25 protein-coding genes and 1 tRNA gene are annotated in these 19,358 nt (G+C 67.8%); 10 read left to right on the top strand and 16 right to left on the bottom strand.

Annotated elements, in window-relative coordinates:
• Positions 1-37: 37 nt before the first annotated feature.
• The 6 genes from B3E43_RS13895 to B3E43_RS13870 all read right to left on the bottom strand — a co-directional run bounded on the left by B3E43_RS13895 (position 38) and on the right by B3E43_RS13870 (position 4,873).
• Positions 38-661 carry a hypothetical protein gene (locus tag B3E43_RS13895; RefSeq protein WP_292030509.1) on the bottom strand — a complete coding sequence of 208 codons (624 nt, stop codon included), beginning with the start codon at positions 659-661 and terminating at the stop codon, positions 38-40.
• Positions 662-770: 109 nt separating this feature from the next.
• Positions 771-1,118, bottom strand: a complete 348-nt coding sequence (locus tag B3E43_RS13890) for a hypothetical protein (protein WP_292030507.1) — start codon at positions 1,116-1,118, stop codon at positions 771-773.
• A 107-nt stretch (positions 1,119-1,225) separates the two neighbouring features.
• Positions 1,226-2,755, bottom strand: a complete 1,530-nt coding sequence (locus B3E43_RS13885) for a UbiD family decarboxylase (RefSeq protein WP_292030506.1) — start codon at positions 2,753-2,755, stop codon at positions 1,226-1,228.
• A gap of 74 nt (positions 2,756-2,829) precedes the next feature.
• Complete coding sequence (locus tag B3E43_RS13880; RefSeq protein WP_292030504.1) at positions 2,830-3,078, bottom strand: helix-turn-helix domain-containing protein; 249 nt, start codon at positions 3,076-3,078, stop codon at positions 2,830-2,832.
• A 40-nt stretch (positions 3,079-3,118) separates the two neighbouring features.
• Positions 3,119-3,970, bottom strand: coding sequence for an aldo/keto reductase (locus B3E43_RS13875; RefSeq protein ID WP_292030501.1), 852 nt, complete (start codon positions 3,968-3,970; stop codon positions 3,119-3,121).
• Between the two features lie 24 nt (positions 3,971-3,994).
• Positions 3,995-4,873, bottom strand: coding sequence for a serine aminopeptidase domain-containing protein (locus tag B3E43_RS13870; RefSeq protein ID WP_292030499.1), 879 nt, complete (start codon positions 4,871-4,873; stop codon positions 3,995-3,997).
• Between the two features lie 125 nt (positions 4,874-4,998).
• Here B3E43_RS13870 and B3E43_RS13865 point away from each other — a divergent pair, with 125 nt between their 5' ends.
• The 3 genes from B3E43_RS13865 to B3E43_RS13855 all read left to right on the top strand — a co-directional run bounded on the left by B3E43_RS13865 (position 4,999) and on the right by B3E43_RS13855 (position 6,866).
• Positions 4,999-5,235 (top strand): DUF3297 family protein, encoded by a 237-nt coding sequence (locus B3E43_RS13865; protein ID WP_292030498.1) that lies wholly within the window; start codon positions 4,999-5,001, stop codon positions 5,233-5,235.
• A 106-nt stretch (positions 5,236-5,341) separates the two neighbouring features.
• Positions 5,342-6,766 (top strand): M20/M25/M40 family metallo-hydrolase, encoded by a 1,425-nt coding sequence (locus tag B3E43_RS13860; protein WP_292030495.1) that lies wholly within the window; start codon positions 5,342-5,344, stop codon positions 6,764-6,766.
• Between the two features lie 13 nt (positions 6,767-6,779).
• Positions 6,780-6,866: transfer RNA gene (locus B3E43_RS13855), tRNA-Leu, on the top strand.
• A gap of 14 nt (positions 6,867-6,880) precedes the next feature.
• Here the strand turns inward: B3E43_RS13855 and B3E43_RS13850 are convergent.
• On the bottom strand, positions 6,881-7,063 hold the full coding sequence (locus tag B3E43_RS13850) for a DUF3606 domain-containing protein (RefSeq protein WP_055828753.1): 183 nt from the start codon (positions 7,061-7,063) through the stop codon (positions 6,881-6,883).
• Positions 7,064-7,214: 151 nt separating this feature from the next.
• Here B3E43_RS13850 and pyk point away from each other — a divergent pair, with 151 nt between their 5' ends.
• The gene (pyk, locus tag B3E43_RS13845; RefSeq protein ID WP_292030491.1) at positions 7,215-8,645 is read left to right on the top strand and encodes a pyruvate kinase; all 1,431 of its coding nucleotides are present in this window, start codon (positions 7,215-7,217) and stop codon (positions 8,643-8,645) included.
• Between the two features lie 5 nt (positions 8,646-8,650).
• Here pyk and B3E43_RS13840 read toward each other — a convergent pair whose 3' ends face one another.
• Positions 8,651-9,001 (bottom strand): hypothetical protein, encoded by a 351-nt coding sequence (locus B3E43_RS13840; RefSeq protein WP_292030489.1) that lies wholly within the window; start codon positions 8,999-9,001, stop codon positions 8,651-8,653.
• On the opposite strand from B3E43_RS13840, the gene B3E43_RS13835 reads away from it, so the two are divergent.
• On the top strand, positions 8,928-10,076 hold the full coding sequence (locus B3E43_RS13835; RefSeq protein ID WP_349677590.1) for a DNA adenine methylase: 1,149 nt from the start codon (positions 8,928-8,930) through the stop codon (positions 10,074-10,076). The genes B3E43_RS13840 and B3E43_RS13835 overlap by 74 nt on opposite strands.
• Positions 10,077-10,130: 54 nt before the next feature.
• Positions 10,131-10,376 carry a hypothetical protein gene (locus tag B3E43_RS13830; RefSeq protein WP_292030487.1) on the top strand — a complete coding sequence of 82 codons (246 nt, stop codon included), beginning with the start codon at positions 10,131-10,133 and terminating at the stop codon, positions 10,374-10,376.
• A gap of 8 nt (positions 10,377-10,384) precedes the next feature.
• On the opposite strand, the gene B3E43_RS13825 is transcribed toward B3E43_RS13830, so the two are convergent.
• The 5 genes from B3E43_RS13825 to B3E43_RS13805 all read right to left on the bottom strand — a co-directional run bounded on the left by B3E43_RS13825 (position 10,385) and on the right by B3E43_RS13805 (position 13,528).
• Positions 10,385-10,966 carry a hypothetical protein gene (locus B3E43_RS13825; RefSeq protein WP_292030486.1) on the bottom strand — a complete coding sequence of 194 codons (582 nt, stop codon included), beginning with the start codon at positions 10,964-10,966 and terminating at the stop codon, positions 10,385-10,387.
• 108 nt (positions 10,967-11,074) lie between these two features.
• Entirely contained in the window at positions 11,075-11,737 is a 663-nt protein-coding gene (locus tag B3E43_RS13820; protein ID WP_414631362.1) for a ribonuclease HII, read from the bottom strand.
• A complete protein-coding gene (locus tag B3E43_RS13815; protein WP_292030484.1) occupies positions 11,734-12,321 on the bottom strand; it encodes a DNA-3-methyladenine glycosylase I in 588 nt (195 codons plus the stop codon). Before B3E43_RS13815 ends, B3E43_RS13820 begins: the two co-directional genes overlap by 4 nt.
• A 78-nt stretch (positions 12,322-12,399) precedes the next feature.
• Complete coding sequence (locus B3E43_RS13810) at positions 12,400-12,753, bottom strand: hypothetical protein (protein WP_292030482.1); 354 nt, start codon at positions 12,751-12,753, stop codon at positions 12,400-12,402.
• A 109-nt stretch (positions 12,754-12,862) separates the two neighbouring features.
• A complete protein-coding gene (locus tag B3E43_RS13805) occupies positions 12,863-13,528 on the bottom strand; it encodes a cyclase family protein (RefSeq protein ID WP_292030480.1) in 666 nt (221 codons plus the stop codon).
• Positions 13,529-13,669: 141 nt separating this feature from the next.
• Between B3E43_RS13805 and B3E43_RS13800 the strand changes: the two genes are divergently transcribed.
• A complete protein-coding gene (locus tag B3E43_RS13800; protein ID WP_292030478.1) occupies positions 13,670-14,083 on the top strand; it encodes a hypothetical protein in 414 nt (137 codons plus the stop codon).
• Between the two features lie 6 nt (positions 14,084-14,089).
• Here B3E43_RS13800 and B3E43_RS13795 read toward each other — a convergent pair whose 3' ends face one another.
• Entirely contained in the window at positions 14,090-14,887 is a 798-nt protein-coding gene (locus B3E43_RS13795; protein ID WP_292030477.1) for a YgfZ/GcvT domain-containing protein, read from the bottom strand.
• 84 nt (positions 14,888-14,971) lie between these two features.
• On the opposite strand from B3E43_RS13795, the gene B3E43_RS13790 reads away from it, so the two are divergent.
• Together B3E43_RS13790 and B3E43_RS13785 are read left to right on the top strand one after the other, a co-directional pair.
• Positions 14,972-15,931, top strand: a complete 960-nt coding sequence (locus tag B3E43_RS13790; RefSeq protein ID WP_292030475.1) for a glycosyltransferase family 9 protein — start codon at positions 14,972-14,974, stop codon at positions 15,929-15,931.
• A gap of 32 nt (positions 15,932-15,963) precedes the next feature.
• Complete coding sequence (locus tag B3E43_RS13785; RefSeq protein ID WP_292030474.1) at positions 15,964-17,295, top strand: dihydroorotase; 1,332 nt, start codon at positions 15,964-15,966, stop codon at positions 17,293-17,295.
• Here B3E43_RS13785 and B3E43_RS13780 read toward each other — a convergent pair.
• Together B3E43_RS13780 and erpA are read right to left on the bottom strand one after the other, a co-directional pair.
• Positions 17,292-18,218: an alpha/beta hydrolase gene (locus B3E43_RS13780; RefSeq protein WP_292030473.1), complete on the bottom strand. Its 927-nt coding sequence runs from the start codon at positions 18,216-18,218 to the stop codon at positions 17,292-17,294. The genes B3E43_RS13785 and B3E43_RS13780 overlap by 4 nt on opposite strands.
• Positions 18,219-18,286: 68 nt before the next feature.
• A complete protein-coding gene (gene erpA / locus B3E43_RS13775; protein WP_292030471.1) occupies positions 18,287-18,664 on the bottom strand; it encodes an iron-sulfur cluster insertion protein ErpA in 378 nt (125 codons plus the stop codon).
• 62 nt (positions 18,665-18,726) lie between these two features.
• Between erpA and dgt the strand changes: the two genes are divergently transcribed.
• Positions 18,727-19,358 (top strand): dGTP triphosphohydrolase (gene dgt / locus B3E43_RS13770; RefSeq protein ID WP_292030469.1); only part of this gene is annotated, 632 nt, incomplete at its 3' end.

The following is a 19,358-nucleotide window of genomic DNA, read 5'->3' as shown; positions in this document are numbered from 1 at the left end:
GGCCCTTCGTCGGACGATCCCGCCCGTCTGGCAAGCCTTAGCCGCCGAGGGCCGGCGACCAGGCGCCGGAGGCGACAAGGGCGGCGCCGGCCCGCACCATGTTCCACAGCGTATAGGCCAGGACGATCACCAGCGCGGCCGTGACCACCCGCTTCCATGGCGCGAAGGCCGCCGTCGCCGTGCAGACGGCGAAGAGGCAGATCCCTATGACCACGCGGGGGGGCCACAGCGCCGCCCAGGCCGGGTCCACGAGGCCGAGCAGGAGCAGAAGCAGCCAGACCATCGCATTGGCCGCGAGCACGCAGCCGAAGACCACGCGCCGGTGGGCCCAGAAATGGTCGTCAAGGTCGATGCGCGTCTCGACACCCTCTGCGGTGACGCGCGGGAAGGTCACGCTGGCCGCCACATAGAAGGTCGCGGCGACCATCAGGCCGATGAGCAGCAGGGCCGGATTGAACGGCGCGCCGCGAAAGAACCGCCAGGCCTGGTTCCAGAAGGTCGCCAGATCGACGGCCACGAACAGGGCAAGAAGGGGCGTCAGCCAGCCGAAGCGCACGCGATGCCGCTCATGCAGCACCCGCGAGAAGCCGCCCACCAGCTCGGCGACGGACAGGCCCAGCAACAGGCCGTAGAAGCTGAAGAAGAACTCAAACGGACTCACGAGCGGCCCCCCGACCTGTCTTCACCGACACCCGGTACGGAAGCAGGCCGGCGTCACCCCGCAAATGGTCTGGAAAAGCGGCTGGCGCAGCTCTGTCCGGACGGAATTCTCAGCGGTTCAGCTTGGCCTGCAGCCGGTCGATCACGGCCTGCTCAGCGGTGCGACGTGTCGTGAGGTCCGCGAGCGTGGCCTGCTGCTCGGGGGTCGCGCCGCCCGCGGCTGCGGCCAGGGCGTTCACGGCCGCGATCTGGGTGTCGAGGTTGTTGACCTCGGCCTGGGCGTCCCACAGCCGGTCTTCCTCGGCCTCGGTCAGGCGCGGCGCGGGCGGGCTAACGCGGCGCGGCGGATCCCGACGGGCGCCGCTGCCGACCCGTACCTGGGCGTCTGCGTAGGTCGGAACGGTCACGACCGGTGCGGCGAGAACGACGGCGAGCACGGCGATCAGCGGCAGCTTCATGGTTGGCCTCAAAAAACAGGGGACGGAAACGAAGGGCGGACCCTAGATTACCGTTCTGTCACCTGGAAAGCGTTTTTTGGACACAATCGGCGACGGAAACGACGCCGCTATTTCCAGATCGGCTTTCCGTCACCCGGTAGTCCGAGCCGGTCCCACATCCCCGACACCCGCTCGACCACGGCGTCGTCCATGCGGATCTCCTCACCCCATTCCCGCTTCGTCTCGGGGGGCCACTTGTCCGTAGCGTCGAGGCCGATCTTGGAGCCGAGACCGCTCTCGGGGCTGGCGAAGTCGAGGTAGTCGATCGGGGTGTTCTCGATGACGGTGATGTCGCGGGCCGGGTCCATCTTGGTCGAGATGGCCCACATGACCTGTTTCCAGTCGCGGGCGTCGATGTCGTCGTCCACGACGATGACCCATTTCGTGTACATGAACTGGCGCAGATAGCTCCAGACGCCGAGCATCACCCGCTTGGCGTGGCCGGGGTAGGCCTTCTTCATCGACACCACGGCGATGCGGTAGCTGCAGCCCTCGGGCGGCAGCCAGAAGTCGGTGATCTCGGGGAATTGGGCGCGCAGCAGGGGGATGAAGACCTCGTTCAGCGCCTCGCCCAGCACCGAGGGCTCGTCCGGCGGGCGGCCGGTGAAGGTGGTCAGGTAGATGGGGTCGCGGCGCATGGTGATGGCTGTGACCTGGAAGACCGGGAAGGTCTCGACCGAATTGTAGTAGCCGGTGTGGTCGCCGTAGGGGCCTTCGGGGGCGTGTTCGTCGAACAGGACATGGCCCTCCAGCACGATCTCGGCGTTGGCGGGGACCATCAGGGGCACGGTCTTGCAGGGAACCAGTTCGGCCTTCTGGCCGCGCAGCAGGCCGGCGAACTGGTACTCCGACAGGGTGTCCGGCACGGGCGTCACGGCGGCCAGAATGGTGCCCGGGTCGGCGCCGAGGACGACGGCGCAGGGCAGGGGGCCCTTCTTTCCGGCCTTCCTGTGCCGGGCGTAGTGCTGCGCCCCGCCGCGGTGGGCCAGCCAGCGCATTATGGCCTTGTCCTTGCCCAGCACCTGCATGCGGTAGATGCCGAGGTTGAAGTCGTCCTCGCGGTCCTCGGAAGGCCCCTTGGTGACGACGAGGCCCCAGGTGATCAGCGGCGCGGGCTCGCCGGGCCAGCAGCCCTGGACGGGGAGGGATGTCAGGTCGATCTGGTCGCCCTTGAGCACCAGCTGCTGCACCGGGGCGGTCTTTACCACCTTGGGCCTCATCGACATGACGGTCTGCGCCAGCGGCAGCATCTCCATGGCGTCCGACAGGCCGCGCGGCGGGGTCGGGTTGCGCAGGAAAGCGAGCAGTTCGCCCACCTCGCGCAGCTCGGCGGCGGTGGTGCGGGTCTTCTTCTCCATGGTCACGCCCATGGCCACGCGCTTCACCGTGCCGAACAGATTGGCGAGGCAGGGTATGGGGCTGATCGATCCGTCGGGCATGACCGGCTTTTCGAACAGGACCGCCGGGCCGCCGTTGCGCAACAGCCGGGTCTGGATCTCGGTCATCTCCAGATGGGTGGAGACGGGCTCGGCGACGCGAACCAGTTCGCCCTCGGCCTCCAGCATGGCCATGAAGTCGCGCAGGGATTTGTAGGCCAAGGGGAACGCTCCGTCAGAGCGTCTGGATTAGGCGGACGCGGCCGTCCTGTCACGCCGTCCGGGGGTGCGACTCTTCAGTAGGCCCGCGTATCCGACACCAGGGCCCACAGCGGCAGACGCAGGGCGCTGGTCGCGGCGCCGATCCGGGCGGCGTTCAGATGGGAGCGGCCCGCTTCGGCACGGCGGACTTCTTCGGCGGTGATGTGCAGACAGGCGGCGAGGTCGTCGACGGCCATGCCGCGGGCCTCTCGCCATCGCTTCAGTCTCGCGCCGACCGCTGCGTCGAGCGGATCGACGCCGGGAAAACCCAGCACCGAACCCATCTGGTCGCTCCCTCTGCGCGCCCTGTCTGGTTGCAGGGCGTCAGGCCCATTCTTCGTCCCAGTTGAACGCCTTGTCGAGCCAGTCGCCCAGACGGCCGTCGGGACGGGCGAGGGCGTGGATTCGGTCCATCTCTTCGGACGAGAGGGTGAAGTCGAAGATGTCGAAGCTCTCTTCGGCGCGGCTGACCTTCGAGGTGCGCGGGATGGCGATGACACCCTGCTGGATCAACCAGCGCAGGGTCACCTGTCCGGGCGTCTTGCGGTGCGCCTTGCCGATCTCGATCAGGGTCGGATCGTCGGCGATATTGCCCTGCGCCAGCGGCGACCAGGCGGTGATGGAGGAGCCGAGGTCCCTGGCCGTCCCGAGCAGCTTCGAGAGCTTGAGGTAGGGGTGGTACTCGACCTGGTTGGTGACCAGCGTCGCCTTCGACAGGGCCTGCGCCCGCCGGAATTCGGCCGACGGGAAGTTGGACAGGCCGATGGTGCGGGTCAGGCCGATATCCCTGGCCTCGTTCAGGGCGCCGAGGGTTTCCTCCCACGCCGGTTCGGCCTTGGGCCAGTGGAGCAGCAGCAGGTCCGGGGTGAAGCCGAGGCTGGCGGCGGACTCCCGCGCCTGCGCCAGCAGGCCCTCGCGGTCGAAATGGGCGACCCAGATCTTGGTGGTCAGCCAGATGTCCTCGCGGGCGACATGGCCGGCGGCGATAGCGTCGCGGATGCCGTCTCCGACCGCCGCCTCATTGTGATAGATCCAGGCCGTATCGATGTGGCGATAGCCGATGCGCAGGGCCTCGGCGACCATGCTCCGGGCGACCTCGGGCGTCAGGTTCCAGGTCCCGAAACCGAGCAGGGGAATGGCGTGGCCGTCGACGGTGATGGCGGGCTGGTCGGTCATGGGAGGCTCCGAGAGGGGAGCGGTTTAACTGGGGGCGACGGCCGAAGGTTCAACCAGCCAGTCGAACATCTCGTCCCACAGCGGCTCCAGTCCCTTGCGGAAGGCCCCTTCGTGGCCGATGCGGGCGACGTTGTAGTCGGCCGGGGTGCGGACCACGACCTCGCGCGGGGCGCTGGGATAGACCTGCAGCAGGATGGGCGAGGTTACCGGGGTGGCGATCGGGTCGTCGGTGAAGACCCAGGAGCGGATCGGGGCGGTGACGGCGTCGAAATGATGCGGTTGCAGCCGGTCCTTCAGTTCGTCGAGGAAATAGGGCTCCTTCAGGCACCAGCGCCGCCAGGTCTTCCAGACCCCGGCCGGCAGGTCGGTCCCCGCCCACAGGCCGCCGCCCTTGATATAACCGTGCCGCATCAGGCTGAAGGGGCCGAAGCCGAGCCAGAAGAAGAGCTCGAGCGGATTGTAGGACCGGTGGTGCCGGCCCCACCAGCCGCTGCCGACCGAGACGAAGGCGTGGCGGTCGATGCGGTCGTGATTGGGCATGAAGCCGAGGAAATGACCGCCGACGCTGTGGCCGACATGAACCACCGGCAGGCCCGGCGCGGCTGCGATCAGGGCGTCCAGGGCCGCCGGCATGTCGAGCCGGCCCCAGTCGGGATAGTCCATCTCCATGGCGGCGAGATCATCGGGCCGCGAGCCGGCGATGCCCCGGAAATCATACGTCAGGACCGCCGCCCCGCGAGACGCCAGATGGCGGGCGAACCGGTCATAGAAGCCCTTGGGGAAGCCCGTGCCGGAGCTGACCATCACGGCTGCCGTGGGAGTCTCGGGCATGATCAGCCGCATCGACAGCGGATAGCCGTCGGCGGCCTCGGCGATGAAGTCGCGGATGATCGGGTCGCGCATCTAAGGTCCGTAGCTATTCGCAACGAACCTAGCCGACTGACGCGGCGTCAGGTCAAGCGCTCTTGGAGCCGAGCCCGTCCTCGGCTAAAGCCCGCGCCTTCTCCTGTTTTCCGGGCCTTCTCGCCATGACCGATCTTCCCGACCGCCTCTGTGTCGACCCCGACAGCCCGTTCCACGACGCCGACCTGCTGGCGAAGGGAATCGGCGTCCGCTTCAAGGGCGAGGAAAAGACCAATGTCGAGGAATACTGCATCTCGGAAGGCTGGGTCCGTCTGGCGGTCGGCAACCGCGTCGATCGCCGCGGCAAAGCCCTGACCGTCAAGCTGCAGGGTCCGGTCGAGGCCTGGGTCAAGGGCGAATAGCCCTGTCGGCGCTTGTGGCGTCGTTGAAAAAACTCTGACGCGGACCGCTTGTCCGCTCCCCTTGCAAGGTTCAGGTTCCGGCTCCCCTCTGAGTCCCGGAGCCGTCATGCGCCTGTCCGTCCGTCTTCTCGCCGCCAGCGCCCTGGCCCTGACAATGGCCGCCGCCCCCGCCATCGCCCAGGACGCCCGCACCATCCGCGAGGCCGAACAGCTGCGCGACAGGGCGCTGCAGGACAATGTGGCGTACGGGCTCGTTTCGGAACTGACGACACGGTTCGGGCCGCGTCTGGCGGGCTCGGAGTCGGAGCAGGCCTCGGCCCGCTGGGGCGCGGACAAGTTCCGCGAGATGGGCTTCGACAACGTCTCGATCGAGGAATTCCCGCTGGCCCTGTGGAACCGCGGCGAGGCGCGGGTCGAGATCCTGTCGCCCTTCCCCCAGCCGCTGGAAGTGGTGTCGCTGGGCGGCTCCCATGCCACGCCGCCCGAGGGGATTGAGGGCGAGGCGGCGATCTTCGAGACCTATCAGCAGATGCTGGACCAGCCCGTGGGCTCGCTGACCGGCAAGATCGCGGTGGTGCTGCAGGATACCGTCCAGGCCCAGGACGGGCGCGGCTATGGCGCCACCTCGCCGATTCGCGGCAATGGACCGACCGAGGCGGCGCGGCGCGGGGCGGTCGGCTATGTGCTGCGCTCGCTGGGCACCCATGACCACCGCTTCGCCCACACCGGCGCCACGCGGGTCGGGGAGGGGACGGTGCCGTCCTTCGCAATGAGCCCGCCCGACGCCGACCAGCTGCGCCGCCTGATCGCCCTGACGGATCAGCCGGTGCGGATGCGGCTGTTCTCGACCGCCGGATTCACCGGCCAGACGGTCAGCCAGAATGTCATCGGCGAAGTCCGTGGTTCCGGCGCGCCGGATGAGATCATTGTCATCGGCGGCCACCTCGACAGCTGGGACCTGGGCACGGGCGCGATCGACGACGGCGCGGGCGTGGCCATCACCGCCGCCGCCCTCAAGCTGATCGAGGACATGCCGCGCCGCCCGCGTCGGACCATCCGCGTGGTCTGGTGGGGTTCGGAGGAGGTCAGCCAGCCCGCCCCGTCCCAGGGTCTGGCCGGCGCGCGGTTCTACGCCTCCAGCCGCACCGACGAGATGGCGAACCATGTGGCCATCAGCGAGAGCGATTTCGGCGCCGGGCCGATCTACAGCCTTGGACTGCCGCCGGGCGCCGCCGACACCGATTTCCGCCGCGCCGCCCAGGCGGTGCTGACGCCGCTGGGCGTGCTGTTCGACGGCGCGCCCGCGACGGGCGGCGGTCCGGACACCGGTCCGACGGTGGCCCTCGGCGTGCCCGCCTTCCGCCTCAACCAGGACGGCACGGACTATTTCGACTGGCACCACACCGCCGACGACGTGCTGGACCGGATCGATCCGGACAATCTCGACCAGAACGTCGCCGCCTGGGCCGCCTTCCTGTGGCTGCTGGCCAATTCGGACGTGGACTTCCGCGCGTTAAGACCGGCGCAGTAGGATTGCTCCAGCCGCGAGCGTGGCGAAACTGGTAGACGCAACAGACTTAAAATCTGTCGCCCGAAAGGGATTGCGGGTTCGACCCCCGCCGCTCGCACCAAGACAGATTTCGCGCTAGCGCTTCTTGCCCAGCTCCGCCGCGATGTCCTTGACGTTGCGGCCGGCCTTGCGGTGGGCAGCGGTCAGCTGTTCGCGGGTCACGCCCCAGCGCTTCATCCAGTGTTCGACGGCCTGGCGCTCGGACAGGTCCAGACGGTCCTTGTCGATGAAGCCGCGCTTGTCCTTGAGGCCCGCCATGGTCCGCTCCGTTGTTCGGTCTGAGGTAGCGCGAAACGCGGCGGGGCGCGACGGTTCGGCGTAACTTCGTGTTTCGTGCAAAGAACCGCCCTTAACCCGACGCGCTTTCATGGGCACAAGGGGGAAACCCCTCCGATCGCATGGATATTCGATGAAAAGAGCCCGGCGCGCCCGCATCGTCGCGACCCTGGGACCCGCCAGTCGGGCACCCGGCATGGTCAAGGCCCTGGCCCAGGCCGGGGTCGATGTCTTCCGCCTGAACTTCAGCCACGGCACGCATGAGGATCACGCGGCGGCGCTGAAGGCCGTGCGCGGGGCCGAGCTGGCGCTGAAGCGGCCGCTGGGGGTTCTGGCCGATCTGCAGGGGCCCAAGCTGCGGCTGGGCAGGTTCAGGGACGTCGAGATCGACATCAAGCCGGGCCACAGGATGCGGTTCGACCTCGATCCGACGCCGGGCGACGCGACGCGGGTGCAGATGCCCCATCCGGAGATCTTCCGGGCCCTGCGCACCGGCATGCTGCTGTTGCTCGACGATGGCCGGGTGCGGCTGCGGGTCAATGAGCGGACCGATGACTGGGCCGACGTGACCGTCGAGAGCGGCTCGAAACTCTCGGACCGCAAGGGCGTGGCCGTGCCCGAGGCTGTGGTGCCGGTCTCGGCCCTGACCCCGAAGGACCGCGAGGACCTGGCCTTCGCCCTGCGCATCGGCGTCGACTGGGTGGCGCTGAGCTTCGTCCAGAAGGCCGAGGACATGGCCGAGTTGAAGCAGATCGTGAAGGGCCGCGCCGCCTGTCTGGCCAAGATCGAGAAGCCGCAGGCACTGCTCGAGCTGGAGAGCATCCTCGACTATTGCGACGGGGTCATGGTGGCGCGTGGCGATCTGGGGGTGGAGCTGGAGCCTGAAGAGGTGCCCGTGGCCCAGAAGCAGATCATCCGCGCCGCCCGCCAGCGCGGCGTGCCGGTGATCGTGGCGACGCAGATGCTGGAGAGCATGACGGCCTCGCCGGCCCCGACCCGGGCCGAGGCCTCCGACGTGGCCAACGCCGCATACGAGGGCGCCGACGCCCTGATGCTGTCGGCCGAGACGGCCTCCGGCGACTATCCGCTGGAGTCGGTCGGGGTGATGAGCCGGATCATCGAGCGGGTCGAGCGCGATCCGATGTGGCCCAGCCTGATGGACGCCGAACACGCCGGCATGGACGACATCGACGCCGACGCCCTGGTGGCCGCGGCGCGCAAGGCGGCCGAGGCCCAGTCGACGGCCTGTATCGTGGTGTTCACGACCCTGGGCGGCACGGCGCGGCGGATGGCGCGCGAGCGGCCGCTGCAGCCGGTGCTGGCGCTGACGCCCAAGCCGGAGACGGCGCGGCGACTGGCCTTGGTCTGGGGCCTCGAGACGCGGCTGGGCAAGGAGCCGACCTCGCTGGAGGATGTCACCGAAGACGCCGTGACCAGCGCGGTCGACTACGGCTTGGCGGAACCGGGGCAGCGGATCCTGATCCTGGCTGGGACGCCCTTCGGCGCGCCGGGGGCTGCGAATCTGCTGCGACTGGCCCATGCTCCGGCGAAGGCTAAGCGCTGAAAAAGTTACCTCGGCACGGTACCCAAGAATGTTCGTCCTGCGGGTGTGATTTGAAAGCCGTCAGCTGTTCGAACGGCATAACCCATTGAAATTATGCTCCGTGGTGTTGGGCGATTGCTGATGAGGTTGCCGACAACTTGATCAAACCGGCTGACTCCACGCGCGGTTAGCACTGCATCGCCCCCCGTCGGCTTGAATTTCGCAATCATCAGCCGCTTCAACTCAGTGGTCGTTATCCGGCCCCCCGGTTTTTCTGCCGCGAGTTCCAAAGCAAGGACCGCGATGTCGCCCTGCTGTATGCGGGTACGAAGGATTTTCCTGGGCAAATTAATTTTCCCGAAATTTTTGAAGAACATGCTGCTGACTCATATTCCGTGGAGTCAGACCGCGATGATTAAGTACCTTGGTTCGAAACGCGCACTTCTCAATCATATCGTTGCCGGCATCGGCGAAGTTCTCCCCCGCGGGGGGACTGTATGCGACCTCTTCTCAGGCACTTCGCGTGTTGGTCATGCACTCAAGCGAGAAGGGTTTAGGGTCTGGTCCAACGACCACAATGCGTATGCTCACACGTTGGCGACCGCATATGTTCAATCAGACCGCGAGAAGTGGCTGTCTCGCGCTGAGATTGTTCTCGAAGAACTTCGTGCGGTCAAGCCAAACGCAGGGTGGTTCACCAAGGCATTCTGCCGAGACGCGCGCTTCTTCCACCCGGACAATGGGGCTCTCATTGATGCGATGCGCGACCGAATCGCCGCACTCGCGCTCGAGCCGGAGCTGGAAGCCATCGTCTTGGTAAGCCTGATGGAGGCCGCTGACCGGGTGGATTCCACGGCAGGAATCCAGATGGCGTACATGAAGAAGTGGGCCCCTAGAGCTTACAATGCGCTGGAGCTGCGCATGCCCGACATCCTGCCCGGCGTCGCGGGCGGACCGTGCAAGGCGACCCGCCGGGACGCGGTCGATCTCGCCCCCGAGGTCGAGGCCGACCTCGTGTATCTGGACCCGCCGTACAACCAGCATTCCTACCTCGGCAACTATCACTGCTGGGAGAGTCTGGTGCTGTGGGACAGGCCCGAGACCTACGGCATCGCCAACAAGCGGGTCGATGTGAAGACCCGCAAGAGCGCCTTCAACAGCAAGCCGGGCATCGCTCCGGCGCTGCAGGCGGTTATCGAGGGGCTGAAGGCCCCGAACCTGATCGTCTCGTTCAATGACGAGGGCTATCTGGGCCGCGATCAGCTGGTGGAGATGCTGTCCGGCCGGGGCGAGGTGCAGGTGATCGAGATCGCCCGCCCGCGCTACGTCGGCGCCCGTATCGGCATCCACAATCCCAGGGGCGAAAAGGTCGGGGCGGTCGGCCGGCTGCGGAACGTCGAATATCTGTTCATGGTCAGCGAACGACCGGTCAGCTTGGCGGATGCGGCCTAGGGCGACGGAACGCGCGTTTGACTTTGCCGTTGATCGGTCATGGAAGTGTCACCCATGCCCTCCGCCCGTCGACTTGAAGGCGTCCGCGCCTATGGCCGCGCCGCCGATGCGTTTGAAACCGTCGCCTGGCGTCCGCCCTCGTCGGCGCGGTTCGATACGCGGGTGGCCAATGATCCCGAGGTCGCGGAGCCGAAACTGCGGGAACTGATCGCCGATCTGCCCGGCTGGGTCACGGTGGTAGCCGGGGGTCTGGTCGCGGCGCTTCTTGGCGCGATGCTGGGCGGGGCGCTGGCGCTCTAGCCGCAGACCTAATCGTTCTCGCGTTCGGGAAGGTCCGGCGCGTCAGCACGAGGAATGGTTCCGGTCGGCGTCATGCCTGCGGCCGACTGAACCAGCTGCATGGAAAGCGCATTGGTCTCGGTTTCTGAAAGCCGACCGTTCGCACTCAGCTGACAAATGTAGAACATCCCGATGTCCAGGAAGGCCGTGCGCTCGCTGGTGGCGGAAAGAGCTGTAGCGGTCTGGGCGATTGCGGCGGACATGGCTGCCGCCGCCTCCATGTTGCCGTTCTCGCTGGCTTCTGCCGCTACTGTCGTCATAGCGGACAACACGCTGGCAGGTGCCTCTGCACGCGCGCTCGCGTCCATTCTTCCGCTCATGGCGCGGGCGGTCATCGCCCGCTGCATGCAAATATTCCCGTCCTGGTAGATCACGCCTGCGTTGACTTCGTTGCTCCAAACGAAAAGCGTACCGATCGTTCGCACAGGCCCGTTCGGCGGCGATTCCTGGGTGGCGACGGAAAGGTAGCTTCGGGTTCCGGGCTTCGGAAGCGTGTCGCAGGCGACGCAAGCGAGCGATGCCAAGGCGATGGCGGAAATAGCGGCTTTCATAGCTTACCTCTCCCCGGAAACGACCAAAGGTTGAGCGTCATACACGCGGAGAGTCAAGAACATTGTTCGGCGGAAGTCATTGACCCTGCGATCTGGAGTTGAATCCAGCTAGACTTCAGCGCTCAGCAGGGCCCGGATCGGCGCCCAGCTGCGCCGGTGCGCGGGGCAGGGGCCTAGGGCCTTCAGGGCGGCGGAATGGATCGGCGCATTGTAGCCCTTGTGGCCGGCGAATCCGTAGCCGGGGTATTCCACGTCCAGTTCGACCATCAAACGGTCCCGCGCCGTCTTGGCGAGGATGGAGGCGGCGGCGATTGACAGGGACAGGCTGTCGCCCTTGATCACGGTCTGGACCGCGCACGGCAGTTTGAACCCGTAGTTCCCGTCCACCAGCGCCGCGGCGGGCTGGATCGCCATCGCCTCGATCGCGCGGCGCATGGCCAGGCCGGTGGCGTGCAGGATGTTGAGCTGGTCGATCTCCTCGACCGAGGCGAAGCCGACGCCCCAGGCGAGGGCGCGGGCCTTGATCTCGATTTCCAGCGCCTCGCGCCGGGCGTGGGTCAGGGCCTTGGAATCGTCGATGCCGGCAGGCAGGTCGTCGGGGTTCAGGATCACCGCCCCCGCCGACACCGGCCCGGCCCAGGGGCCGCGGCCCGCCTCGTCGACGCCGCAGACCGGTCCGCCCGCGCTTTCGATCAGCAGGATTTCAAGCGCCAGCGTCGGAGAGGCGCGCGAAAGCTTTGCCTTTGCCGGGGATTTCGCCGGGATCTTCACGCGCCGCCCATCGCACGAACCTGCCGGTGGCGGAAGCATTCGACGCCGTGATCGTTGACCATGCCGACCGCCTGCATGAAGGCGTAGACGATCACCGGGCCGACAAAGGTGAAGCCGCGCTTCTTCAGCGCCTTCGACATCGCCTCGGATTCGGGAGTGGCCACGGGACGGGCGCCGCCGTCGGGCCAGACATTCTGGATCGGAGCGCCGCCGACGAAGGACCAGAGCCATTCGGAGAATTCCTCTCCGTTGTCGCGCATCTCAAGCCAGATCCGCGCGCCCTTGATGGCGCTGTTGATCTTGGCGCGAGAGCGGATGATGCGGGCGTCGCCCAGCAGCCGTTCTATGTCCGCTTCGCCATAGCAGGCGATCTTCTCCGGATCGAAGTCGTCGAAGGCGTCGCGCATGCCCTCGCGCTTTCTCAGGATGGTGATCCAGGCCAGGCCGGCCTGGAAGCCGTCCAGCACCAGCTTTTCCCAGAGGGCGCGGGAGTCGTACTCGGGCACGCCCCATTCCTCATCGTGATAGGCGACGTAGAGGGGGTCTGTCCCGCACCAGGCGCAGCGGTGGAGTGAGTCGGCCATTACGGCAGGCTAGCGGATCAGCCACGAAAAAGGGCCGCACCCGGAAGCGCGGCCCCGATCTTCAGTCAAACGGTCCGATCAGCCGGCGGTATAGCGGTACTCGGTGATCTGGCAGACGTTGATCCGGTAACGGATGAGCTCATCGCCGTCGGCGAAGCGGGCCTTGAAATCATAGAGGCAGGCGCCGGAGCCGTCGTCGATGTTGATCCGGACGCGGGCGCCGGCGGGAAGCACGTCCTGGCCGAGGATGTCTTCCTCCCAGTCATTCCGGCCCGAGTTGGAGGCGTAGAAATGGGTCATGGTGACGCCGGTGGCGTTGATGATGGTGACGCGGCGGTCCTGACCATCGTTGGACTGGAAGCCCATCATCCCGAAGGCGACGGCGGAGATTGCGGCCGCCAGTACGGCGCGGCGTGCGAAAGCCTTGAACATATTACGGATCCTTTGAGGGATGCGCCCCCTGCGCAGCTCAGCCGTAACACCGATGGGCGAACTGCGTCGAGAAGGCGGCGCGATAATTTCAGCGGGTGCTGAAAATTGTTCAGCCCACTTCAGCGAACGCCCTGACCGGAAACGTCCCGAACGCCTTGATCTTCGGCGGGGCGGCGGTGAAGCGGAACCCGGCGTCGGGCAGCAGTTCCAGTCCGCGCATATGCTCGCAGATCGGAATGCCCGCGCCGAGCAACAGGGTGTGTGCCGGCCGCGCGCGCGTGCGGGTATCGTCGATATTGTGTGAGTCGATGCCCACCAGGGCCGCGCCCGCCTCGGCCAGCCGGGCTGCGGCGGCTTCGGTCAGGAACGGGTGGTCCTCGAAATAGGCGTCCGTGCGCCAGTGGCGGGCCCAGCCGGTATGAACCAGCACCGCCTTGCCGCCCACGTCCAGACCTGCGAACCGGTCGGTGTCGATGGCCTGAATGTCGGGGACCCGAACAACCACGCCCGGCAGGGCGGCGACGCGGTCGAGGCCGACATCGCCGAGATCTTCTCCGTCGGCGTAGCGGTGGAAGGGCGTGTCCAGATAGGTGCCGGTATTGCCGACCATCTCGATGCGGCCGATCTGGAATTCGGTCCCGGCGTCATAGTTGGCCCGCGATGCCTCGCGGCTCAGATGGTCGCAGACCAGCGGCGCGGGCAGACCCTTGTAGGTGATCATGCCGGCTTCGATGGTATGGCTGAGGTCGATCAGGCGGCGTGGCGAGTCGGGCATGCCGCATTCTGACCGCTGAAGACGTGTTTGTCCTCGGGGCGCTCGCTGGTTCGGAACGGCGGGTTGGACGTCCTTCCCACAATCGCGGTAACCCTGTTATCGGCGTCCTGCGATCGGTCGCCAAACCCGGGAGACGCGCCGATGAGATCAGTGCCGTTGTGCCTGGCGGGCCTGCTGCTGACCGCGACGCCCGCGGCGGCGCAGTATCCGCCCTCCGCCGGCTATCCTCCGCCGACGTCCGCGCCGGTCGGAGCGTGCGAGATTCGGCCGGACGCGGCCTATATCAATCCTCGACTGCCGCTGGGCCGCGCGGCGTACGCCCATCGGCCGGCCTGTCGCACCACATGGGCGCCCGGGTCCGCCGGGCCGGGAGTCTATGTCCAGGGTCCGCCGGTTCAGGTCGAGGGGCCGCCGGTCAACGTCGGCGGATTGATGATCTATCTGGTTCCGCCCGAGATCGTGGTTCAGCCGTCGGCGGTCACCGTCGAGCCGCCGCAGGTCCACGCGGCTGAGGTCCCGCCGCCGGAGAGCCCGGTTCCTGCCACCGGCGAGTGAAACCGGTCAGGTCGACGTCTCCATCCACGTCGGCCGCCTCGTCGTGACCGGCCGTTCCTCGACCGTCAGCGCGCCGTCCAGCCTGTCCAGCCGCAGCAGGGCCATGGCCCCGCCGTCACGGCCGCTCAGCACCTCGCCGGCGCGCAGTTCGCCGTTCAGGATCTCGGCGCCGAAGGGCGGGAGCGGGCCATCGAAGGTGATCGGCAGCATGCGGGTCTTGATGGCGCCGCGGCGTTTCATGCGCGAGGTGGTTTCCTGGCCGACGAAACAGCCCTTCTGGAAGTTGATGCCGTTCAGCAGGTCGAAATTCGCCTCGATCGGGTAGGTCTTGTCCGAGGGAGCGTCGGCGGTCGGGTCGGGAACCCCGACGGCGAGTCGATGGGCCTGCCAGTCGCCTTCGGTCGCGTCTGTCGCAGCGTGGTCGGCAAGGCTGCGTCCGCCGAGTTCCGGGGTCCGCGGGTCGGCGACGAAGCCCTCGGGCAGCGGTCCGTCCCAGGCCGCCAGCACTCCGCGATCTATCGCCTCGACCGTGACCTGCGCCCGCAGCCGGTACATGGCCAGTCGCTGCAGCAGGCTGTCGCGGCGATCAGCGGCGACGTCGAGCACGACGGCATCCGGCTCGCCCCACAGAAAAAGGTCGAACAGCAGTCTGCCCGGCGGCGAGAGCAGGGCGCCGAAGCGCAGTTCTCCCGGCTTCAGGGTTTCGACGTCCTGGGTCAGCAGGTCGTGCAGGAAGGGGCGGGCGTCGGGGCCCGAGACCCGGATCAGGGCGCGGCTGTCGAGGCGGGCGATGCGGGTGGTCATGGTCCCTAGATAAGGCGCGGCGCGGCTGTGGACCATGGGCGCATACCGTCTGCGGTGACGAGAGAATCCGTATACGGTCGATCCATGGTCGGACGGTTCCCCATCCTCTACATCGCCGAGGCGGACGCGAGCGACGCGATCCTCTCGTCGGGGGTGCTCGCCTATATGGTCGAGGCCATGCCGCAGGCGAGCTTTACCGTGGTCGGCTCGCCGAAAAGCGCGCCGCTGTTCACCGATACGCCCAGACTGGATCGCCTGATCGTGCTGGAGCGCGACAGCCGGCTGGACTGGCTGGGGCTGTGGAACAAGGTGCGGGAGACGCGCTGGGGGCTGGTGGTCGACATGCGCGGCACCACCCTGTCGGCCAAGCTGAAGCGGCAGAAGCGGGCCGTGCGGGGCGCCTGGGAGGCCGGGGTCCATGCGGTCGAGCAGGCGGCGCGGGTGCTGCAGCTCGAGGATATTCCGGCGCCGAAACTGTTTGTTTCGGACGCGACCCGCGAAAGGGCGGACGCCCTGATCCCGGATGAGGGGGTTCCGCTGCTGGCCATCGGCCCGGGCGCGGACTGGATGGGCAAGGTCTGGCCGTCAGAGCGCTACGCCAAGGTGGCCGTGGCCCTGGTCGGCGACGGCGGGCCGCTGGAGGGCGGACGTGTGATCGTGGTGGGCGACGAGAACGCTCGCGACACCGCGCACGTCATCCGGCTCTCGTTGCCGCGCAACCGGGTGACCGAGCTGCAGGGGCGGTTGGGCAGGCTGGAGACGGTGGCGGCCATCCGCCGTGCGGCGCTCTATGTTGGGGCCGATACGATCTGGACCGACCTGGCGGTGGCTTCGGGGGTTCCTGTCGTGGCGGCCTTTGGACCGTCGGACGAGGCCGAGCACGGGCCCTGGGGCGGGATCGCCGTGCGGGGCCCGCGTTCGGTGGACGAGTATCGCAAGATCGATCCGAACCTGAACCAGGCCATCCAGCACATGAACGACCTGCCCGCCGATCGGGTGCTCGCCGCGGCGAAGAAGCTGCTGGCGGAACGACCGGGCGTCTAGATCGCAGCCCGACACGAGGCTATGGGACGCGCATGACCCAGACCTATGACCTGATCGTCCGCGGCGGCGAAGTGGCCAATCATGCGGGGCGCGGCATGGCCGACGTCGGCGTCGTCGACGGGAAGATCGCCTTCATCGGCGACCTGTCGCAGGCCTCGGCGGGGGAGACGGTGGACGCGAAGGGGCTGACCGTCCTGCCCGGCGTCATCGACACCCAGGTCCATTTTCGCGAGCCGGGGCTGGAGTGGAAGGAAGACCTCGAGAGCGGGTCGCGCGCCGCGGCGCTGGGCGGGGTCGTCGCCGTGTTCGAGATGCCGAACACCGAGCCCAATACGACCGACCCGGATACCCTCGCCGACAAGCTGGATCGGGCGCGGGACCGGATGTGGACCGACCACGCCTTCTACATCGGCGGCACCCACGACAATGCGAAATACCTGGCCGAGCTGGAGCGGCTGCCGGGGTGCTGCGGGGTCAAGGTGTTCATGGGCGCCTCGACCGGGACCCTGCTGGTCGCGGATGACGACGGGGTGCGCGAGGTGCTGCGCCATGTGAAGCGGCGCGCCACCTTCCATTCCGAGGACGAATACCGGCTGGTCGACCGGCGGCCGTTGGCCCGGACCGGCGACTGGACCAGCCATCCCGAGGTGCGCGATCCCGAGAGCGCGATCATGAGCACCCGTCGTCTGGTGCGACTGGCCCGGGAGACAGGCGCCCGCATCCATGTGCTGCATGTGACGACGGCGGAAGAGGTCGAGTTCCTCGCCAACCACAAGGATGTGGCGACGATGGAGCTGACGCCGCAGCACCTGACGCTGGACGGAGACGAGGCCTACGAGCGGCTCAAGGGGCTGGCGCAGATGAACCCGCCGATCCGCAACAACTACCACATCGCCGGCCTGTGGCGCGGCATCGAACAGGGCGTCGCTGACGTGCTGGGCTCGGACCACGCGCCGCATACGCTGGAGGAGAAGGCGAGGCCCTATCCGGCGTCGCCGTCGGGCATGCCGGGGGTGCAGACGCTGGTGCCAGTGATGCTGACGCACGTCGCCAACGGGCGGTTGTCGCTTGACCGGTTCATCGACCTGACCTCGCATGGGGCCAACCGGGTGTTCGGCATCGCTGGCAAGGGGCGGATGGCCGAGGGCTATGACGCCGACCTGACCATTGTGGACCTGAAGGCGAAGCACGTCCTGAAGCACGAGGACATGGCCAGCCGCTGCGGTTGGACGCCCTTCGACGGCTTCGAGGCGACCGGCAAGGCCATGGCCACGATCGTGCGCGGCCGGGTCGTGATGAAGGACGGCGAACTTGTCGGGACGGCGCACGGCCGCCCCGTCCGCTTCCAGGAAACCCTGGCCTAACGCGGCTGCAGGATGAAGCCGGCCACGTCTTCGACCACGCCCGGCGCCAGCGGCAGGTCCGGATTGCCATAGGTGGCGATGTTTCCGGCACGGTCGGCGGGTGCGAGCTTCAGCACGTGGTTGACGCCGTCCCAGACCACCAGATGCGCCGTCGGCCGGGCCGCTGACAGGGCGTTGGCGTCGACCATGCCGACCTGGATGTCGGTCGAGCCGTGGCCGATCATGACCGGGCCCTCATAGACCCGGATCAGGTCCGTCGGATCAAGGCCGATCCATGAGATCAGATAGGGCTGGACGGAGGGCCGGAAGAGGCCGGCCAACTCGGGCGGGGCGTTGGTGACCGTGCGGCCGGCCTCCAGTTCGTCGAGGACGGCGAAGGCCGGCGCCAGCAGGGTCTCGGGCAGGCCGGCGCGGAGCTGGTCGCGCAGGATGACCCCGGCGGGACGCCCTGCGCCGGCCAGCAATACGAGACCGCAGACGGACGGGTTGCCGTCCTGCGCCGCCGCGAGCGCGATCTGCGAGCCTTCACTGTGCCCGATCAGCCAGACGCAGGGCTGGCCGGTGACGCGGGCGGCCTCGGCGGCCCAGGCGCGGGCGTCGTCGATATAGGTCTGGAAGGTAAGGTCCTGCTCGGCGATCATGGCGGGACCGCTCTGGCCGACGCCGCGCTTGTCGATCCGCACCGTGGCCACGCCCTGTTCAGCCAGGCCCTCGGCCAGCAGGCGATAGGTCGAGGCGACGAGGCCCCCGGGGCTGTTGCCGTCGCGGTCGGTCGGGCCGGAGCCGGGCAGGATGACGGCGACGGCGCGGGTCGGGCTCTCGGGCGTCAGCAGGGTGGCGTGCAGAGGCGCGGGTTCGGACGGCAGGACCACCGGCGCGGCCGTCGGGTCCAGCAGGGCGGCGGCGAGGATCAGGCTGAGCATGGCGGGTCTCCACGGAGCGGGTCAGAGAGGAGGACGATCGGCTCCGGGGCCGAATCCCGAGCGTCCGGTCAGATTGAGAAACTCACCCCGCACCCGCAGCTCGACGCCGCGTTGGGGTTGCGCACGACGAACTGGGCGCCGGCCAGATCATCGACAAAGGCGATCTCGGAGCCCTTTAGGAATGGCAGGGAGACGGGGTCGACGATGGCGGCCTGACCGCCGGCCTCAATACGGATGTCGTCCGCTTCTCCGGCCTGGACCAGTTCGAACCGGTACTGGAAGCCGGAGCAGCCGCCGCCGTCGACCGCGACGCGCAGCATCACCGGATGCCCTTCGGTCCGGCTCAGGTCGGCCAGCCGTTCGGCGGCGCTATCGGACAGGGTCAGGCCGTGACCGCCAGCGGACGGCGAAATCTGGAACAGGGGGGTGGATTGGACGGTGCTCACGGGGGGTATATGAGGCGTACAGGGCCGATCGCAAAGGCCCGGACCCGAAAGAGCGGCTGACCTTGATCCCCGAACGCGCGCCCTATGCCGAATACCCCGAACACAGCCGCGGCCGGCTGACGCCCGAGCCGATCAGCCGGACGCGCAACGCCTATGCCCGCGACCGCGACCGGATCATCCACGCCACCGCCTTCCGCCGGCTGAAGGAGAAGACCCAGGTCTTCGTGGCGCATGAGGGGGACCACTACCGGACCCGCCTGACCCATTCGCTGGAGGTGGCGCAGATTGCGCGGTCGCTGGCGCATGCGCTGCGGCTGGATACGGACCTGGCCGAGACCGTGGCGCTGGCGCACGACCTGGGCCATCCGCCCTTCGGTCATGCCGGGGAGGACGAGCTGCAGGCCCAGATGGAGCCCTGGGGCGGGTTCGATCACAACGTCCAGACCTTCCGTGTGGTGACCAGGCTGGAGCACCGCTATCCGGGCTTCGACGGGCTGAACCTGAGCTGGGAGACCGTCGAGGGGGTGGTCAAGCACAACGGGCCGGTTTCGCACCGTTTGAATGAGCCGGCGTGGAAGGCGATCGCCGACTATGCGCCGGGCTGGGACCTGCGGCTGGGCACCTTCGCCTCGCTGGAGGCGCAGGCGGCGGCGATTGCGGACGACATCGCCTACAACAACCACGACGTCGACGA

Origin of the sequence: Brevundimonas sp. UBA2416 (assembly GCF_002343105.1) — a bacterium.
GTDB lineage: Bacteria > Pseudomonadota > Alphaproteobacteria > Caulobacterales > Caulobacteraceae > Brevundimonas.
This window is presented reverse-complemented; position numbering and strand designations above follow the sequence as displayed.

What these genes read in the sequence shown, in the direction of transcription:
- B3E43_RS13890 (WP_292030507.1), bottom strand. Translation starts at nt 1,118, where the DNA reads ATGAAGCTGCCGCTGATCGCCGTGCTCGCCGTCGTTCTCGCCGCACCG.
- B3E43_RS13880 (WP_292030504.1), bottom strand. Translation starts at nt 3,078, where the DNA reads ATGGGTTCGGTGCTGGGTTTTCCCGGCGTCGATCCGCTCGACGCAGCG.
- B3E43_RS13875 (WP_292030501.1), bottom strand. Translation starts at nt 3,970, where the DNA reads ATGACCGACCAGCCCGCCATCACCGTCGACGGCCACGCCATTCCCCTG.
- B3E43_RS13870 (WP_292030499.1), bottom strand. Translation starts at nt 4,873, where the DNA reads ATGCGCGACCCGATCATCCGCGACTTCATCGCCGAGGCCGCCGACGGC.
- B3E43_RS13865 (WP_292030498.1), top strand. Translation starts at nt 4,999, where the DNA reads ATGACCGATCTTCCCGACCGCCTCTGTGTCGACCCCGACAGCCCGTTC.
- B3E43_RS13860 (WP_292030495.1), top strand. Translation starts at nt 5,342, where the DNA reads ATGCGCCTGTCCGTCCGTCTTCTCGCCGCCAGCGCCCTGGCCCTGACA.
- B3E43_RS13850 (WP_055828753.1), bottom strand. Translation starts at nt 7,063, where the DNA reads ATGGCGGGCCTCAAGGACAAGCGCGGCTTCATCGACAAGGACCGTCTG.
- pyk (WP_292030491.1), top strand. Translation starts at nt 7,215, where the DNA reads ATGAAAAGAGCCCGGCGCGCCCGCATCGTCGCGACCCTGGGACCCGCC.
- B3E43_RS13835 (WP_349677590.1), top strand. Translation starts at nt 8,928, where the DNA reads ATGTCGCCCTGCTGTATGCGGGTACGAAGGATTTTCCTGGGCAAATTA.
- B3E43_RS13840 (WP_292030489.1), bottom strand. Translation starts at nt 9,001, where the DNA reads ATGTTCTTCAAAAATTTCGGGAAAATTAATTTGCCCAGGAAAATCCTT.
- B3E43_RS13830 (WP_292030487.1), top strand. Translation starts at nt 10,131, where the DNA reads ATGCCCTCCGCCCGTCGACTTGAAGGCGTCCGCGCCTATGGCCGCGCC.
- B3E43_RS13825 (WP_292030486.1), bottom strand. Translation starts at nt 10,966, where the DNA reads ATGAAAGCCGCTATTTCCGCCATCGCCTTGGCATCGCTCGCTTGCGTC.
- B3E43_RS13815 (WP_292030484.1), bottom strand. Translation starts at nt 12,321, where the DNA reads ATGGCCGACTCACTCCACCGCTGCGCCTGGTGCGGGACAGACCCCCTC.
- B3E43_RS13810 (WP_292030482.1), bottom strand. Translation starts at nt 12,753, where the DNA reads ATGTTCAAGGCTTTCGCACGCCGCGCCGTACTGGCGGCCGCAATCTCC.
- B3E43_RS13805 (WP_292030480.1), bottom strand. Translation starts at nt 13,528, where the DNA reads ATGCCCGACTCGCCACGCCGCCTGATCGACCTCAGCCATACCATCGAA.
- B3E43_RS13800 (WP_292030478.1), top strand. Translation starts at nt 13,670, where the DNA reads ATGAGATCAGTGCCGTTGTGCCTGGCGGGCCTGCTGCTGACCGCGACG.
- B3E43_RS13795 (WP_292030477.1), bottom strand. Translation starts at nt 14,887, where the DNA reads ATGACCACCCGCATCGCCCGCCTCGACAGCCGCGCCCTGATCCGGGTC.
- B3E43_RS13790 (WP_292030475.1), top strand. Translation starts at nt 14,972, where the DNA reads ATGGTCGGACGGTTCCCCATCCTCTACATCGCCGAGGCGGACGCGAGC.
- B3E43_RS13785 (WP_292030474.1), top strand. Translation starts at nt 15,964, where the DNA reads ATGACCCAGACCTATGACCTGATCGTCCGCGGCGGCGAAGTGGCCAAT.
- B3E43_RS13780 (WP_292030473.1), bottom strand. Translation starts at nt 18,218, where the DNA reads ATGCTCAGCCTGATCCTCGCCGCCGCCCTGCTGGACCCGACGGCCGCG.